Genomic DNA, 15,406 nt, shown 5'->3' with positions numbered 1-15,406 from the left:
GAAGAGGGGGACACCGTTTCCGGTGTCCCCCTCTTCGGCTGCTAGTCGCGGGCCGCGGTCAGGTGTTCCGCGTGTTCCTGGAGCGATCGGACGCCCACGTCGCCGCGGTTGAGGGCGTCGATGCCCTGGACCGCCGCCGCGAGCGCCTGGACCGTCGTCAGGCAGGGCACGGAGCGTGCCACGGCCGCGGTACGGATGTCGTAGCCGTCGAGGCGGCCACCGGTGCCGTACGGGGTGTTGACGATGAGGTCGACCTCGCCGTCGTGGATGAGCTGGACGATGGTCTTCTCGCCGTTCGGGCCGGTGCCCTCGGACTGCTTGCGCACGACGGTGGCGTTGATGCCGTTGCGCTTGAGGACCTCGGCCGTGCCGGAGGTGGCGAGCAGCTCGAAGCCGTGCGCGACGAGCTCACGGGCCGGGAAGATCATCGAGCGCTTGTCGCGGTTGGCGACCGAGATGAAGGCGCGGCCCTTGGTGGGCAGCGGGCCGTAGGCGCCCGCCTGCGACTTGGCGTACGCCGTGCCGAAGACGGAGTCGATGCCCATGACCTCGCCGGTGGAGCGCATCTCCGGGCCGAGGACCGTGTCGACGCCGCGGCCGTGGATGTCGCGGAAGCGCGACCACGGCATGACGGCCTCCTTGACGGAGATCGGCGCGTCCAGTGGGAGCTCGCCGCCGTCGCCACTGGCCGGCAGCAGGCCCTCGGCGCGCAGCTCGGCGATCGTGGCGCCCAGCGAGATCCGGGCGGCGGCCTTGGCCAGCGGCACCGCGGTCGCCTTCGAGGTGAAGGGGACGGTCCGCGAGGCGCGCGGGTTGGCCTCCAGCACGTAGAGGATGTCGCCCGCCAGCGCGAACTGGATGTTGATCAGGCCGCGCACCCCGACGCCCTTCGCGATGCCCTCCGTGGAGGCCCGCAGGCGCTTGATGTCGAAGCCGCCGAGCGTGATCGGGGGCAGGGCGCACGCCGAGTCGCCGGAGTGGATGCCGGCCTCCTCGATGTGCTCCATGACGCCGCCGAGGTACAGCTCCTCGCCGTCGTAGAGTGCGTCGACGTCGATCTCGATCGCGTCGTCGAGGAACCGGTCGACCAGGACCGGCCGGGACGGGCTGATCTCCGTCGACTCGGCGATGTACGCCTCCAGGCGCGTCTCGTCGTAGACGATCTCCATGCCGCGCCCGCCGAGGACGTACGACGGGCGCACCAGGACCGGGTAGCCGATCTCGTCGGCGATGGCCTTGGCCTCGGCGAAGGTGGTGGCGGTGCCGTGCTTGGGGGCCGGGAGGCCGGCCTCCTTGAGGACCCGGCCGAAGGCGCCCCGGTCCTCGGCCGCGTGGATGGCTTCCGGGGACGTGCCGACGATCGGCACGCCGTTGTCCTTCAGCGCCTGCGACAGGCCCAGCGGGGTCTGGCCGCCGAGCTGGACGACGACACCCGCCACCGGGCCGGCCTGCTGCTCCGCGTGCACGATCTCCAGCACGTCTTCGAGCGTCAGCGGCTCGAAGTACAGGCGGTCGGAGGTGTCGTAGTCCGTGGAGACGGTCTCCGGGTTGCAGTTGACCATCACGGTCTCGTAGCCCGCGTCGCTCAGCGCGAAGGAGGCGTGGACGCAGGAGTAGTCGAACTCGATGCCCTGGCCGATGCGGTTCGGGCCGGAGCCCAGGATGATGACGGCCGGCTTCTCGCGGGAGGCGACCTCCGTCTCCTCGTCGTAGGAGGAGTAGAAGTACGGCGTCTTCGCGGCGAACTCGGCGGCGCAGGTGTCGACCGTCTTGTAGACCGGGCGGACGCCCAGCGCGTGCCGGACCTCGCGGACGACGTCCTCGCGCAGGCCGCGGATCTCACCGATCTGCTGGTCGGAGAAGCCGTGCCGCTTGGCCTCGGCGAGCAGGTCGGTGGTCAGCTCGGGCGCCTCGGCCAGTTCGTCCGCGATCTCCTTGAGCAGGAAGAGCTGGTCGACGAACCAGGGGTCGATCTTCGTGTACTCGAAGACCTCCTCGGGCGTGGCACCGGCACGGATGGCCTGCATGACGGTGTTGATACGGCCGTCGGTCGGGCGAACGGACGCCTCCAGCAGCTCCTGCTTGTCGCCGGGCTCGCCGACGAAGGTGAACTGGCTGCCCTTCTTCTCCAGCGAGCGCAGGGCCTTCTGGAAGGCCTCGGTGAAGTTGCGGCCGATGGCCATGGCCTCGCCGACCGACTTCATGGTGGTGGTGAGCGTGGCGTCCGCACTCGGGAACTTCTCGAAGGCGAAGCGCGGAGCCTTCACGACCACGTAGTCGAGCGTCGGCTCGAAGGAGGCGGGGGTCTCCTGTGTGATGTCGTTCGGGATCTCGTCCAGCGTGTAGCCGACGGCGAGTTTGGCGGCGATCTTGGCGATCGGGAAGCCGGTCGCCTTGGAGGCGAGGGCCGAGGAGCGCGACACGCGCGGGTTCATCTCGATGACGATGACCCGGCCGTCCTCGGGGTTCACCGCGAACTGGATGTTGCAGCCGCCGGTGTCGACGCCGACCTCGCGGATGACGGCGATGCCGATGTCCCGCAGGGTCTGGTACTCACGGTCGGTGAGCGTCATCGCCGGGGCGACGGTGATCGAGTCGCCGGTGTGCACGCCCATGGGGTCGAAGTTCTCGATGGAGCAGACGACCACGACGTTGTCGTGCTTGTCGCGCATCAGCTCCAGCTCGTACTCCTTCCAGCCGAGGATGGACTCCTCCAGGAGCACCTCGGTGGTCGGCGAGAGCGTGAGGCCCTGACCGGCGATGCGGCGCAGCTCCTCCTCGTCGTGGGCGAAGCCGGAGCCGGCACCGCCCATGGTGAAGGACGGGCGGACCACGACCGGGTAGCCGCCGAGCTCCTCGACGCCCCTGAGGACGTCGTCCATGGAGTGGCAGATGTAGGACCGGGCGGACTCACCGTGGCCGATCTTCTTACGGACCTCCTCCACGACCTCCTTGAACTGGTCGCGGTCCTCGCCCTTGTGGATCGCCTCGACGTTGGCGCCGATCAGCTCGACGCCGTACTTGTCGAGCGTCCCCGCCTCGTGCAGCGAGATCGCGGTGTTGAGGGCCGTCTGGCCGCCCAGGGTGGGCAGCAGCGCGTCGGGACGCTCCTTGGCGATGATCTTCTCGACGAACTCGGGGGTGATGGGCTCGACGTAGGTGGCGTCGGCGATCTCGGGGTCGGTCATGATCGTCGCCGGGTTGGAGTTGACCAGGACGACCCTGAGGCCCTCGGCCTTCAGGACGCGGCACGCCTGGGTGCCGGAGTAGTCGAACTCGGCGGCCTGGCCGATGACGATCGGGCCGGAGCCGATGACCAGGACGGACTGGATATCGGTGCGCTTAGGCACGCTGGCCCTCCATCAGGGAAACGAAGCGGTCGAACAGGTAGGCGGCGTCGTGCGGGCCGGCTGCCGCTTCGGGGTGGTACTGGACGCTGAAGGCGGGGCGGTCGAGGAGCTGGAGCCCCTCCACCACGTTGTCGTTGAGGCAGACGTGGGACACCTCGGCGCGGCCGAACGGGGTCTCGGAGACCTGGTCGAGCGGGGCGTCGACGGCGAAGCCGTGGTTGTGCGCGGTGACCTCGACCTTGCCGGTCGTCCGGTCCTGCACCGGCTGGTTGATGCCGCGGTGGCCGTACTTCAGCTTGTAGGTGCCGAAGCCGAGCGCGCGGCCCAGGATCTGGTTGCCGAAGCAGATGCCGAACAGCGGCGTGCCGCGCTCCAGGACGCCCCGCATGAGGGAGACGGGGTGGTCGGCGGTGGCGGGGTCGCCGGGGCCGTTGGAGAAGAACACGCCGTCCGGGTTGACCGCGTAGACGTCCTCGACGGTCGCGGTCGCCGGGAGCACGTGCACCTCGATGCCGCGCTCGGCCATGCGGTGCGGGGTCATGCCCTTGATGCCGAGGTCGACGGCGGCGACGGTGAACTTCTTCTCGCCGATCGCGGGCACGACGTACGGCTCGGTGGTGGCGACCTCGGCGGAGAGGTTCGCACCCTTCATCTGGGGGGCGTCCTGGACGCGGGCCAGCAGCGCGGCGTCGTCCTGGATCGTGTCACCGCTGAAGATGCCGACGCGCATGGCGCCGCGCTCGCGCAGGTGGCGCGTGAGGGCGCGGGTGTCGATGCCGGAGATGCCGACGACGCCCTGCGCCGCCAGCTCCTCGTCCAGCGAGCGCCTCGAGCGCCAGTTGGACGGCACGCGCGCGGGGTCGCGCACGACGTACCCCGAGACCCAGATGCGCTTCGACTCCGGGTCCTCGTCGTTGACGCCGGTGTTGCCGACGTGCGGGGCGGTCATCACCACGACCTGGCGGTGGTACGAGGGGTCGGTGAGGGTCTCCTGGTAGCCGGTCATGCCGGTGGAGAACACCGCTTCGCCGAAGGTCTCCCCCACGGCCCCGTAGGCACGGCCGCGGAAGACCCGGCCGTCCTCCAGGACGAGTACGGCGGGAGTTTTTGCAGCTCCCCTGGTGGAGGTGGTCATCGTTCGGCGCCTTCCCTGCTGTTCGTTTCGATCATGGAGTTGATGGCTTCGACCCATTCGTTGTGCTCGGCCGCGTGGTCGGAGCGGAAGCCGGAGTCGATCAGCCGGTCGCCGTGCTCCCAGGTGACGACGAGCAGGCCGCCCTCGGTGAGCACCTTGCCAGCGATGCCCTTGTCGAGCCGGGCCTCGCGGAGCTGTGCGGCCGGGACGAAGAAGTCGCTCGCCCCGGGGCGTACGACGTCCAGTCCGGCGTCCGTGAGGGTCAGCTCGGCGCGGCTGCGGGTGCCCAGGCCGTGGGCGACGATGCGGTCGAGCCACTGTCCGGCGGTGGTGGAGCCGTGGTAGCGGCCGCTCATGGTCAGGCGCGGCGGGCCCGTCTCGTCCGGGGTCGTGGGCAGCTCGGGCAGGTCGCCCTGGAGCGTGCCGCGCCACTTCCAGCCCTCGCGCATCAGCCAGTAGACCAGCGCGACGAACAGGGCGAGGCCGACGACCCAGCCGATGCGGGCGGCCCAGTCGGTCACTTGCGCCGATTCCTTCTCGGCGGCCAGCAGAAGTACAGGTGTCACGTGAGCTTCCCGTCGACGAGCGTGGCCTTGCCCCGCAGCCACGTGTGCGTCACACGGCCCGGCAGCTCACGCCCCTCGTAGGGGGTGTTGCGGCTGCGCGAGGCGAAGCCCGCGGGGTCCACAGGGCCACGGTATGCCGTGTCGACGAGGGTGAGGTTGGCGGGCTCACCTGCCGAGACGGGACGGCCGTGCCCCTTGGCCTGTCCGATCTGCGCGGGCTTGAAGGACATCCGGTCGGCGACGCCGGCCCAGTCCAGCAGGCCCGTGTCGACCATGGTCTCCTGCACCACCGACAACGCGGTCTCCAGGCCGACCATGCCCATGGCGGCCGCGGCCCACTCGCAGTCCTTGTCCTCGTGCGGGTGCGGGGCGTGGTCGGTGGCGACGATGTCGATCGTGCCGTCGGCGAGCGCCTCGCGCAGGGCCAGCACGTCGCGCTCGGTGCGCAGCGGCGGGTTGACCTTGTAGACGGGGTTGTACGTGCGGACCAGCTCGTCGGTGAGGAGCAGGTGGTGCGGGGTGACCTCGGCGGTCACGGCGATACCGCGGGACTTGGCCCAGCGGACGATCTCGACGGACCCGGCGGTCGACAGGTGGCAGATGTGGACGCGGGAGCCGACGTGCTCGGCGAGCAGGACATCCCGGGCGATGATCGATTCTTCGGCCACCGCGGGCCAGCCCCCGAGGCCCAGCTCGGCGGAGACGACGCCCTCGTTCATCTCGGCGCCCTCGGTCAGCCGCGGCTCCTGCGCGTGCTGCGCGACGACACCGCCGAAGGCCTTCACGTACTCCAGGGCGCGGCGCATGATCACGGCGTCGTGGACGCACTTGCCGTCGTCGGAGAAGACGGTGACCCCGGCGGCCGACTCGTGCATGGCGCCCAGCTCGGCGAGCTTGCGGCCCTCCAGCCCCACGGTGACGGCACCGATCGGCTGGACGTCGCAGTAGCCGTGCTCCTTGCCGAGCCGCCAGACCTGCTCGACGACACCGGCGGTGTCGGCCACCGGGAAGGTGTTGGCCATGGCGAACACGGTGGTGTAGCCGCCGGAGGCCGCGGCGCGCGTACCGGTCAGGACGGTCTCGGAGTCCTCGCGGCCGGGCTCGCGCAGATGCGTGTGCAGGTCGACCAGGCCCGGCAGCAGCACCTTGCCCTCGGCCTCGACGACCTCGGCACCTTCGGCGGACAGGCCGTTGCCGACCTCCGCAATGGTTCCGCCGTCGATCAGCACGTCCTGCGGCTCGCCGCCGAGCACCTCGGCACCACGGATCAGGATCTTGCTCATCTGTCTTACTTCTCCTCGGTGCGGGGGTGGGTGACGGCGGGTTCGTTTCCACCGAGCAGCAGGTACAGGACGGCCATCCGGATGGACACCCCGTTCGCGACCTGCTCGACGACGGTGCAGCGGTCGGAGTCGGCGACCTCGGCGGTGATCTCCATCCCGCGGACCATCGGGCCGGGGTGCATCACGACGGCGTGCTCGGGCATCCGCGCCATGCGGTCGCCGTCGAGGCCGTAGCGCCGGGAGTACTCGCGCTCGGTCGGGAAGAAGGCGGCGTTCATGCGCTCGCGCTGGACGCGCAGCATCATCACCGCGTCGGACTTGGGCAGCGTGCTGTCGAGGTCGTACGACACCGCGCAGGGCCAGGTCTCGATGCCGACCGGCAGCAGGGTCGGCGGGGCGACGAGGGTGACCTCGGCGCCGAGGGTGTGCAGCAGGTCGACGTTGGAGCGGGCGACCCGGCTGTGCAGGACGTCGCCGACGATCGTGATGCGCTTGCCGGCGAGGTCCTGACCGATCCCGGCGTCCGGGCCGATCAGGCGGCGGCGCATGGTGAAGGCGTCCAGCAGGGCCTGGGTGGGGTGCTGGTGGGTGCCGTCGCCGGCGTTGACGACGACCGCGTCGATCCAGCCGGAGTTCGCCAGCCGGTACGGGGCTCCCGAGGCGCCGTGCCGGATGACGACGGCGTCGACGCCCATGGCTTCCAGCGTCTGGGCGGTGTCCTTCAGGGACTCGCCCTTGGAGACGCTGGAGCCCTTGGCGGAGAAGTTGATGACGTCCGCGGAGAGACGCTTCTCGGCCGCCTCGAAGGAGATCCGGGTCCGGGTGGAGTCCTCGAAGAAGAGGTTGACGATCGTGCGGCCGCGCAGGGTCGGCAGCTTCTTGATCGGCCGGTCGGCGACCCGGGCCATCTCCTCGGCGGTGTCGAGGATCAGGACGGCGTCGTCGCGGGTGAGGTCGGCGGCCGAGATGAGATGACGCTGCATCTGTCAGGCTCCGTAAGGCAGTTCAAACTGGAGAAATGGGGCAGACGGGCACGCGAGGGCACAGGCGTACGACAGCGGCGTACGCCTGGAGCGCTACTGGGCGGTCGGCTTGGCACCGAGCAGCACGGTGTCGCGACCGTCCTCCTCGGCGAGCTGGACCTTGACCGTCTCCCGCAACGACGTGGGGAGGTTCTTGCCGACGTAGTCGGCGCGGATGGGCAGTTCGCGGTGACCGCGGTCGACGAGGACCGCGAGCTGCACCGCGCGCGGACGCCCGATGTCGTTCATGGCGTCGAGGGCGGCGCGGATGGTGCGGCCGGAGAAGAGGACGTCGTCGACGAGGACGACCAGCCTGCCGTCGATGCCGTCACCGGGGATCTCGGTGCGGGCCAGCGCACGCGGCGGGTGCATGCGCAGGTCGTCGCGGTACATGGTGATGTCGAGCGAGCCGCACGGAACCTTGCGCTCGGTGATCTGCTCGAGCTTGTCGGCGATCCGCCGGGCGAGGAAGACGCCCCTGGTCGGAATGCCGAGGAGCACCACGTCGTCGGCGCCTTTGGCGCGTTCGACGATCTCGTGGGCGATGCGGGTCAGTACCCGCGCGATGTCAGGCCCTTCGAGAACGGGCCGGGCATCGGACTGTGTGCCGTGCTTGTCCATACGAAACGGACCTCCTTCTCCGCCTCACGGGACGGACCTTAAAGGACGTCGGGATTGCGCCATCCACCGTAGCAGGCCCTCGCTGTCACCCGGACGGCCCCCTCGGATCACCCACTCGACCTAACAGAGTGCCGATACCACGGAAGAGTCGGTGCGGACCATTCGGCTTGACGCGGCAGAGTAACGCTGCGTAACCTCACAGTGAGTTACCAGCCGCGCGGCCTGGCACCCACGCCAGACGCGTCGACACAGTGCCGGGGAGCTATATGTCCAGCGAATACGCCAAACAGCTCGGGGCCAAGCTCCGGGCGATCCGCACCCAGCAGGGCCTTTCCCTCCACGGTGTCGAGGAGAAGTCCCAGGGACGCTGGAAGGCGGTCGTGGTCGGTTCGTACGAGCGCGGTGACCGTGCCGTGACCGTGCAGCGCCTTGCCGAGCTGGCGGACTTCTACGGCGTTCCGGTGCAGGAGCTGCTCCCGGGCACGACCCCGGGCGGCGCCGCCGAGCCGCCGCCGAAGCTGGTCCTGGACCTGGAGCGGCTGGCCACGGTGCCGGCCGAGAAGGCGGGCCCTCTTCAGCGCTACGCGGCCACGATCCAGTCGCAGCGCGGTGACTACAACGGCAAGGTGCTCTCGATCCGCCAGGACGACCTGCGCACACTCGCCGTCATCTACGACCAGTCGCCCTCCGTCCTCACCGAGCAGCTGATCAGCTGGGGCGTCCTGGACGCGGACGCGCGGCGCGCGGTGGCGACCCACGAGGAGGGCTGACCGCTCCCGGTAGGTCGCCGAGGGAACAGCAGAAACGTGCCGCCGGGGTGGCCGAAACCGTACGGGTTTCGGCCACCCCGGCGGCGTTCTGAGAGCCCGGCAGCCCCCGACGGTACGGGAACGCCGGAGGGCCCGCGGCAGTCACGCTGCCGCGGGCCCTCCGGCGTTCTGTCTCTCTCAGACCTCGTCGCGGCGGAGCGAGGGCTTGAGGTCCTTCAGCCGTCCGAGCAGGCCGTTCACGAACGAGGGCGACTCGTCCGTGGAGAACTCCTTCGCCAGCTGCACCATCTCGTCGAGGACGACGGCGTCCGGGGTCGCGTCGACCCAGATCAGCTCGTAGGCGCCGAGCCGCAGGATGTTGCGGTCGACGACCGGCATCCGGTCGAGCGTCCAGCCGACCGAGTACTGGGCGATCAGCTCGTCGATGCGCTTCGCGTGCTGCGCGTAGCCTTCGACCAGCTCCATCGTGTACTCGCTCACCGGCGGCTGCCGGGTGTCGGCCCGGGAGAGCCGGACCCAGTCGGCGAGGACCGTCAGGACCTCGGCGCCGCGCTGGTCGCCCTCGAAGAGGATCTGGAAGGCGCGCTTGCGGGCCGTGTTGCGGGCAGCCACGGTTAGCTGTTCACCCGGCCGAGGTAGTCGCTGGTGCGGGTGTCGACCTTGATCTTCTCACCGGTGGTGATGAAGAGCGGGACCTGGATCTGGTGGCCGGTCTCCAGCGTGGCGGGCTTGGTGCCGCCGGTGGAGCGGTCGCCCTGGACGCCCGGCTCGGTCTCCTGGACGGTCAGCTCGACGGCGGCCGGCAGCTCGACGAAGAGCACCTCGCCCTCGTGCTGGGCGACCGTGGCCGTGAAGCCCTCGACGAGGAAGTTGGCGGCGTCGCCGACGGCCTTCCGGTCGACCATGAGCTGGTCGTAGGTCTCCATGTCCATGAAGACGAAGTACTCGCCGTCCATGTAGGAGAACTGCATGTCGCGCTTGTCGACGGTGGCCGTTTCGACCTTGACGCCGGCGTTGAAGGTCTTGTCGACGACCTTGCCGGAGAGCACGTTCTTGAGCTTGGTGCGCACGAAGGCCGGGCCCTTGCCGGGCTTGACGTGCTGGAACTCGACGACGGACCAGAGCTGGCCGCCTTCGAGCTTGAGCACCATGCCGTTCTTGAGGTCGTTCGTGGAAGCCACGGTTGCGGAATCTCCTGGACTGACGTACGACCCCGGGGCACGCACCTGCCTACAGGGCGAGCAGCTCCTTGGTCGTGATGGTGAGTAGCTCGGGTCCGCCATCCGCCTCTGGGCGGACGACGAGCGTGTCATCGATCCGGACCCCGCCCCGGCCCGGGAGGTGGACCCCAGGCTCGACGGTGACCGGCACGCAAGCGTCCAGTTTACCCATGGCCGCGGGACTCAATTGAGGGTCCTCGTCGATTTCGAGCCCGACCCCGTGTCCGGTGAGAGCCGTGAGGCCCTCTGTGTACCCCGCGGAGTCCAGGACCTGGCGGGCGGCACGGTCGACGTCCCGGCAGGCGGCGCCGGGTACCAGGCTCTCACGTCCGGCGCGCTGCGCTGCGAAGACCAGGTCGTACAGCTCGATCTGCCAGTCCGCGGGGGCGGTGCCGATGACGAAGGTACGGCCGATCTCGCAGCGGTAGCCGCGGTACGTCGCGCCCAGGCAGACCGAGAGGAAGTCACCCTCCTCGACGCGCCGGTCGGTGGGCCGGTGCCCGGGCCGTCCGGCGTTGGGCCCCGTGGCGACGGAGGTGGGGAAGGCCGGGCCGTCGGCCCCGTGGTCCACAAGGCGTCTTTCGAGTTCCAGGGCGAGATGGCGCTCGGTCCGCCCGACGAGGATGGACTCCAGCAGTTCGCCGAGGGCCTGGTCGGCGATCTCGGCGCCGATGCGCAGGCAGGAGATCTCCTCCTCGTCCTTGACGACCCTGAGCTGCTCTACGGCACCGCCGAGGTTGGCGAGGCGGAGCCGGGGGGCGACCGAGCCGAGGGCGCGGTGCCGGGCCACGGTGAGGTGGTGCTCCTCCACGGCGAGGGAGTCGGCACCCTGGCCCGCGGCGAGGCCGGCGGCCGCGACGGCCGGGTCACCGCCGCCGACTCCGGGCAGGGTCTTTACGCGCAGGGCCTCGTCGGGGCGCTCCTGCGTGGGGCGGTCGGCCGTCGGGCCGGCACACACCAGGAGGTCCTCGGTCTTGCTCAGCAGTAGAACGGCGCCGTGCGGGGCCGCGCCCGCGAGATAGCGCACGTTGGCGGGGCGGGAGACCAGCGCCGCCGCGCTGCCGCCCGCGTTGCAGTATTCCCTCAGACGCGTCCGGCGGGCCGCGTACACCTCTGACATGACCCGAGCCTACGAGCGCCGGGGGGATGTCGCCGGTCGGGAGGGCCGAGTGGGGGTTGTGCGCGACGGGTCCGCGACGGTGCGCGTGCCCGCCCGTGGTGGGCCGGGGCCGCGCCGGGGGGGGGTGTCCGTCCTCGGAACGGCGCGACGGGGGCCCCGGGGAGGGTGGGCGCGGCGGCACCCCGTTCCGCCGGGCTGCGGACCCACCCGGCCTCGGCACCAACGTCCCGGACACGGAAACGCCGGGTTACCGCACCGCCCCCACGCCGACTACCACTTCGGCGGGCTGGCAATGGACCTGGCCAGCACATCGTCCAGCACCCGCGCCGTCTCCGGGACATCCAACTGCGAGTTGTCGATGATCGGCAGGCCGGACCCGTACCACCCGGCCATCCGCCCATGGATACGGGCGACCTCCTCGTCCGTCAGCCGCCGATTGCCCGTGCGCTCCGCGTTGCGTTCCAGGACGATGTCCAGCCCGGGCAGCAGGACGACCGGCAGCAGGCCCGGCCCGACGTGCCGCTTCCAGCCGCCGAGGCCGACGACGGGCCGGTCGGGGAAGACCGCGTCGTCGAGGATGCAGGAGATGCCGTTGGCGAGGAAGTTCCGCGCGGCGAAACCGCAGGTGCGGCGGGCGAGGCGGTACTGCGCCTCCGAGTTGTCGTTCCACCCGGACTGCGGGTCGGCGAAGCCCGAGCGGACCCACTCGCGTACGTCGTCGAGGCTGATGTGCGCCGTGGGCACCCGGCGATGGTCCGCCCAGTACTTGGCGACGCTTGTCTTCCCGGCCCCCGCGGGTCCGATGAGCAGCACGGCGAGCGTCGTACCGGCCGGATCGGGGGCCGCCGTCGCGGGTGGCGCGCTGGGCATGGCGACCGGACCGCCGGGCGGCAGCGGCACATGGCCGGTGGTGTCCGGCGCCGGAGGGACGGAGGCCGGCGGCGGTGGCGCGCCCGGCCCGGGCGGGGGCGCGGGATACCCGGGGGCCGGGGGCGGCGGGGGCACGGGCGCGGAGCCCTGGTGCGCGCCCGGGTGGTGCGGACCCGGGTGGTGTGCGGCCGGCGACCAGCCGACGGCCGGTCCGTGCCCCGGCTGGTGGGGCGGCGGCAGCGGAGAACCCACTGCGTGCTGCATCCGGTGCCACTCCGTCTCGTACAGGCGATGGGCGCTGACAGCGGGGGCGGAACCCGCTGCTACCGAACGGTACCGCCCCCGGCCATCGTTGTGTGAACGGCCGGGGGCAGCCCGAAGTGCCCACCCCCGTAAGGCGATTTCGGGCGGAAGGAGCGCCGAGGGACTTACTGGCCCACTTCTCCGTACGCGGCGAGCAGCACGGCCGGGTCGGGCCCCTCCAGCACGGTGGGCTTGGCCAGACCGTCGAGGACGATGAAGCGCAGCAGATCGCCGCGGGACTTCTTGTCGACCTTCATGGTCTCCAGCAGCTTGGGCCACTGGTCGTGCCGGTAGTGCAGCGGCAGCCCGACGGATTCGAGGACGGTCCGGTGGCGGTCGGCCGTGGCGTCGTCCAGCCGCCCGGCGAGACGGCCCAGTTCGGCGGCGAAGTGCATGCCCACCGCGACCGCCGCGCCGTGCCGCCACTTGTAGCGCTCGTTCTTCTCGATGGCGTGGCCGAGCGTGTGGCCGTAGTTGAGGATCTCGCGCAGGCCCGACTCCTTCAGGTCGGACGACACCACGTCGGCCTTCACCCGGATGGAGCGCTCGATGAGCTCGGCGGTGTGCGGACCGGCCGGGGTGCGGGCGCCCTCGGGGTCGGACTCGATGAGGTCCAGGATCACCGGGTCGGCGATGAATCCGGCCTTGATGACCTCCGCGAGTCCGGACACGTAGTCGTTGACCGGGAGCGAGTCCAGCGCGGCCAGGTCGCAGAGCACACCGGCGGGCGGATGGAAGGCACCGACCAGGTTCTTGCCCTCGGCGGTGTTGATGCCGGTCTTGCCGCCGACGGCCGCGTCCACCATGGCCAGGACCGTCGTCGGGATCGCGATCCAGCGCACCCCGCGCAGCCAGGTGGCGGCCACGAACCCGGCCAGGTCCGTGGTCGCGCCGCCGCCGACGCCGACGATGACGTCGGTGCGGGTGAACCCGGACTGGCCCAGCGCCTTCCAGCAGTAGGCGGCGACCTCGGCGGTCTTGGCCTCCTCGGCGTTGGGCACCTGGATGGCGACCGCCTCGAAGCCCTGCCCGGCCAGGTCGGCGCGCAGGGCGTCACCGGTCTCGGCCAGTGCCTCGGGGTGGACGATCGCGACCCGCTTGGCCTTGCCGCCGATCAACCCGGGCAGCTCGCCGAGGAGTTGACGGCCCACGAGGACCTCGTAGGGATCGGTGCCCGCCGTGCCGCCGACCTGGATCCGCGTCACTGCCTCGCTCATGCTTCCTTCAACTCCAGTGCGTCCAGGGCGGCTCGGGTGACCTCTTCGGGGGTGCGGCCGTCGGTGGCGACCACGGCCGTGGCGACCTCCTCGTAGAGGTGCCGGCGGGCCTCCATCAGCTCGCGCCACTGCTTGCGCGGGTTGATGGCGAGCAGCGGCCGGGCCGCGTTGAGGCCCGTGCGCTTGACCGCCTCTTCGACGTCCATCGACAGGTACACCACGCGCTGCCCGGCGAGCATCGCGCGGGTGTCCGGGTCGAGGACGGCGCCGCCGCCCAGTGCCAGCACCCCGTCGTGCCCGGCCAGCGCCTCGCGCACGGCCTGCTTCTCGATCGCGCGGAAGGCGGGCTCGCCCTCCTCGACGAAGATCTCGGCGATCGTCCGGCCCTGCGCGGCGACGATGTCGTCGTCGGTGTCCCGGTAGCCGGCCCCGAGCCGCTCGGCCAGCAGCTGCCCGACGGTGGACTTGCCCACGCCCATCGGGCCGACCAGCACGATCAGCGGGCTCATCGGATGGCCAGGTTGTCGAGGTAGGACCGGACGTTGCGGCGGGTCTCGGCGACGCTGTCGCCGCCGAACTTCTCCGCGACCGCGTCCGCGAGGACGAGGGCGACCATCGCCTCGGCGACGATGCCGGCGGCCGGCACCGCGCACACGTCGGAACGCTGGTGGTGGGCGGCCGTGGCCTCGCCGGTGACGACGTCCACCGTCTTCAGCGCCCGCGGCACGGTCGCGATCGGCTTCATCGCCGCCCGCACGCGCAGCAGCTCACCGGTGGACAGCCCGCCCTCGGTGCCGCCGGAGCGGCCGGAGGTCCGCTTGATGCCCTCCTCGGTCGCGACGATCTCGTCGTGCGCCTTGGAGCCGGGGACGCGAGCCAGGTCGAAGCCGTCGCCGACCTCGACTCCCTTGATCGCCTGGATGCCCATGAGTGCGGCGGCCAGGCGGGCGTCCAGGCGGCGGTCCCAGTGCACATGCGAACCGAGGCCGACCGGCACCTCGTACGCCAGCACCTCGACCACACCGCCGAGGGTGTCGCCGTCCTTGTGGGCCTGGTCGATCTCGGCGACCATCGCCTTCGACGCGTCGGCGTCCAGGCAGCGGACCGGGTCCGCGTCCAGCTTCTCCACGTCAGCGGGCGTCGGGTACACGCCGTACGGCGCCTTCGCGGCCGCGAGCTCCACCACGTGGGAGACGATCTCGATGCCGGTCGTCTCCTTCAGGTACGACCGGGCCACCGCCCCGAGGGCCACGCGGGCCGCGGTCTCCCGCGCGGACGCGCGCTCCAGGATCGGCCGGGCCTCGTCGAAGCCGTACTTCTGCATCCCGGCGAGGTCGGCGTGGCCGGGACGGGGACGGGTCAGCGGGGCGTTGCGGGCGAGGCCGTCGAGGATCTCCGGGTCGACCGGGTCGGCCGCCATGACCTGTTCCCACTTCGGCCACTCGGTGTTGCCCACCATGATCGCGACCGGGGAGCCGAGGCTGAGGCCGTGCCGGACGCCGCCGAGGAAGGTGATCTCGTCCCGCTCGAACTTCATCCGGGCACCGCGCCCATAGCCCAGGCGCCGCCTCGCGAGATGGTCCGCCACCATGTCCGTGGTGATCGGCACGCCGGCGGGAAGACCCTCCAGCGTCGCGACGAGTGCGGGACCGTGGGATTCCCCCGCGGTCAGCCAGCGCAACCTGCTCAACGGTGCTCCTCAGTGTTCGCGGCCTGCTTACTGCCCAGCGTACGCATCTCATCGCGTACGGCTACGGCCCGACCGGGTGCGCGGCCCCGTCCGGCACCATCGATCCTCCCATGCCACGCGGAGGACTCCGATCCGAGTCCGGCTGGCGGACAGCCGTGAGCGGCGGACTTAGTGGAACCGTGCGCCGAGCACAAGCCGATCGAGCGTCAGATGTCACCGTTCGTAGGCCGGAAATCAGC

14 protein-coding genes are annotated in these 15,406 nt (G+C 70.9%); 1 reads left to right on the top strand and 13 read right to left on the bottom strand.

Translation table 11 applies throughout. From position 1 onward, the window contains the following. Positions 1-41 precede the first annotated feature (41 nt). The 6 genes from carB to pyrR form a co-directional block, all read right to left on the bottom strand. Complete coding sequence (gene carB / locus SCNRRL3882_RS33690) at positions 42-3,350, bottom strand: carbamoyl-phosphate synthase large subunit (RefSeq protein ID WP_010046427.1); 3,309 nt, start codon at positions 3,348-3,350, stop codon at positions 42-44. Beyond that, on the bottom strand, positions 3,343-4,485 hold the full coding sequence (gene carA / locus SCNRRL3882_RS33685; RefSeq protein WP_010046428.1) for a glutamine-hydrolyzing carbamoyl-phosphate synthase small subunit: 1,143 nt from the start codon (positions 4,483-4,485) through the stop codon (positions 3,343-3,345). The genes carB and carA overlap by 8 nt, the downstream gene beginning before the upstream one ends. Further along, entirely contained in the window at positions 4,482-5,051 is a 570-nt protein-coding gene (locus tag SCNRRL3882_RS33680; RefSeq protein ID WP_029181629.1) for a hypothetical protein, read from the bottom strand. Before SCNRRL3882_RS33680 ends, carA begins: the two co-directional genes overlap by 4 nt. After that, entirely contained in the window at positions 5,048-6,334 is a 1,287-nt protein-coding gene (locus SCNRRL3882_RS33675; protein ID WP_010046435.1) for a dihydroorotase, read from the bottom strand. Before SCNRRL3882_RS33675 ends, SCNRRL3882_RS33680 begins: the two co-directional genes overlap by 4 nt. 5 nt (positions 6,335-6,339) lie before the next feature. Next, positions 6,340-7,317 (bottom strand): aspartate carbamoyltransferase catalytic subunit, encoded by a 978-nt coding sequence (locus SCNRRL3882_RS33670; protein WP_010046436.1) that lies wholly within the window; start codon positions 7,315-7,317, stop codon positions 6,340-6,342. Positions 7,318-7,410: 93 nt separating this feature from the next. Next, positions 7,411-7,977, bottom strand: a complete 567-nt coding sequence (gene pyrR, locus SCNRRL3882_RS33665; RefSeq protein ID WP_010046437.1) for a bifunctional pyr operon transcriptional regulator/uracil phosphoribosyltransferase PyrR — start codon at positions 7,975-7,977, stop codon at positions 7,411-7,413. A 266-nt stretch (positions 7,978-8,243) separates the two neighbouring features. Here pyrR and bldD point away from each other — a divergent pair, with 266 nt between their 5' ends. Beyond that, entirely contained in the window at positions 8,244-8,747 is a 504-nt protein-coding gene (gene bldD / locus SCNRRL3882_RS33660; protein WP_010046440.1) for a transcriptional regulator BldD, read from the top strand. Between the two features lie 177 nt (positions 8,748-8,924). On the opposite strand, the gene nusB is transcribed toward bldD, so the two are convergent. The 7 genes from nusB to aroC form a co-directional block, all read right to left on the bottom strand. Beyond that, entirely contained in the window at positions 8,925-9,359 is a 435-nt protein-coding gene (gene nusB / locus SCNRRL3882_RS33655) for a transcription antitermination factor NusB (RefSeq protein ID WP_010046441.1), read from the bottom strand. A 2-nt stretch (positions 9,360-9,361) separates the two neighbouring features. Next, on the bottom strand, positions 9,362-9,928 hold the full coding sequence (gene efp, locus SCNRRL3882_RS33650; protein ID WP_010046444.1) for an elongation factor P: 567 nt from the start codon (positions 9,926-9,928) through the stop codon (positions 9,362-9,364). A 49-nt stretch (positions 9,929-9,977) separates the two neighbouring features. Further along, entirely contained in the window at positions 9,978-11,087 is a 1,110-nt protein-coding gene (locus SCNRRL3882_RS33645; protein WP_102514897.1) for an aminopeptidase P family protein, read from the bottom strand. Between the two features lie 270 nt (positions 11,088-11,357). Continuing rightward, positions 11,358-12,221 (bottom strand): Pro-rich N-terminal domain-containing protein, encoded by an 864-nt coding sequence (locus tag SCNRRL3882_RS33640; protein ID WP_078602954.1) that lies wholly within the window; start codon positions 12,219-12,221, stop codon positions 11,358-11,360. Between the two features lie 164 nt (positions 12,222-12,385). Further along, the gene (gene aroB, locus SCNRRL3882_RS33635; RefSeq protein WP_010046448.1) at positions 12,386-13,477 is read right to left on the bottom strand and encodes a 3-dehydroquinate synthase; all 1,092 of its coding nucleotides are present in this window, start codon (positions 13,475-13,477) and stop codon (positions 12,386-12,388) included. Next, positions 13,474-13,986, bottom strand: a complete 513-nt coding sequence (locus tag SCNRRL3882_RS33630) for a shikimate kinase (protein ID WP_010046451.1) — start codon at positions 13,984-13,986, stop codon at positions 13,474-13,476. Before SCNRRL3882_RS33630 ends, aroB begins: the two co-directional genes overlap by 4 nt. Next, positions 13,983-15,167, bottom strand: coding sequence for a chorismate synthase (gene aroC, locus SCNRRL3882_RS33625; RefSeq protein ID WP_010046452.1), 1,185 nt, complete (start codon positions 15,165-15,167; stop codon positions 13,983-13,985). The genes SCNRRL3882_RS33630 and aroC overlap by 4 nt, the downstream gene beginning before the upstream one ends. Between the last annotated feature and the right edge of the window lie 239 nt (positions 15,168-15,406).

Source organism: Streptomyces chartreusis NRRL 3882, from assembly GCF_900236475.1.
Taxonomy (GTDB): Bacteria; Actinomycetota; Actinomycetes; order Streptomycetales; family Streptomycetaceae; genus Streptomyces; species Streptomyces chartreusis_D.
Note: the sequence above shows the minus strand (reverse complement) of the source record. Positions and strands in the feature narration are given on the sequence as shown.

Coding starts and splice junctions, on each gene's coding strand:
- bldD (WP_010046440.1), top strand. CDS start 8,244: ATGTCCAGCGAATACGCCAAACAGCTCGGGGCCAAGCTCCGGGCGATC.
- SCNRRL3882_RS33645 (WP_102514897.1), bottom strand. CDS start 11,087: ATGTCAGAGGTGTACGCGGCCCGCCGGACGCGTCTGAGGGAATACTGC.
- carA (WP_010046428.1), bottom strand. CDS start 4,485: ATGACCACCTCCACCAGGGGAGCTGCAAAAACTCCCGCCGTACTCGTC.
- SCNRRL3882_RS33640 (WP_078602954.1), bottom strand. CDS start 12,221: ATGCAGCACGCAGTGGGTTCTCCGCTGCCGCCGCCCCACCAGCCGGGG.
- pyrR (WP_010046437.1), bottom strand. CDS start 7,977: ATGGACAAGCACGGCACACAGTCCGATGCCCGGCCCGTTCTCGAAGGG.
- SCNRRL3882_RS33670 (WP_010046436.1), bottom strand. CDS start 7,317: ATGCAGCGTCATCTCATCTCGGCCGCCGACCTCACCCGCGACGACGCC.
- aroB (WP_010046448.1), bottom strand. CDS start 13,477: ATGAGCGAGGCAGTGACGCGGATCCAGGTCGGCGGCACGGCGGGCACC.
- SCNRRL3882_RS33675 (WP_010046435.1), bottom strand. CDS start 6,334: ATGAGCAAGATCCTGATCCGTGGTGCCGAGGTGCTCGGCGGCGAGCCG.
- SCNRRL3882_RS33630 (WP_010046451.1), bottom strand. CDS start 13,986: ATGAGCCCGCTGATCGTGCTGGTCGGCCCGATGGGCGTGGGCAAGTCC.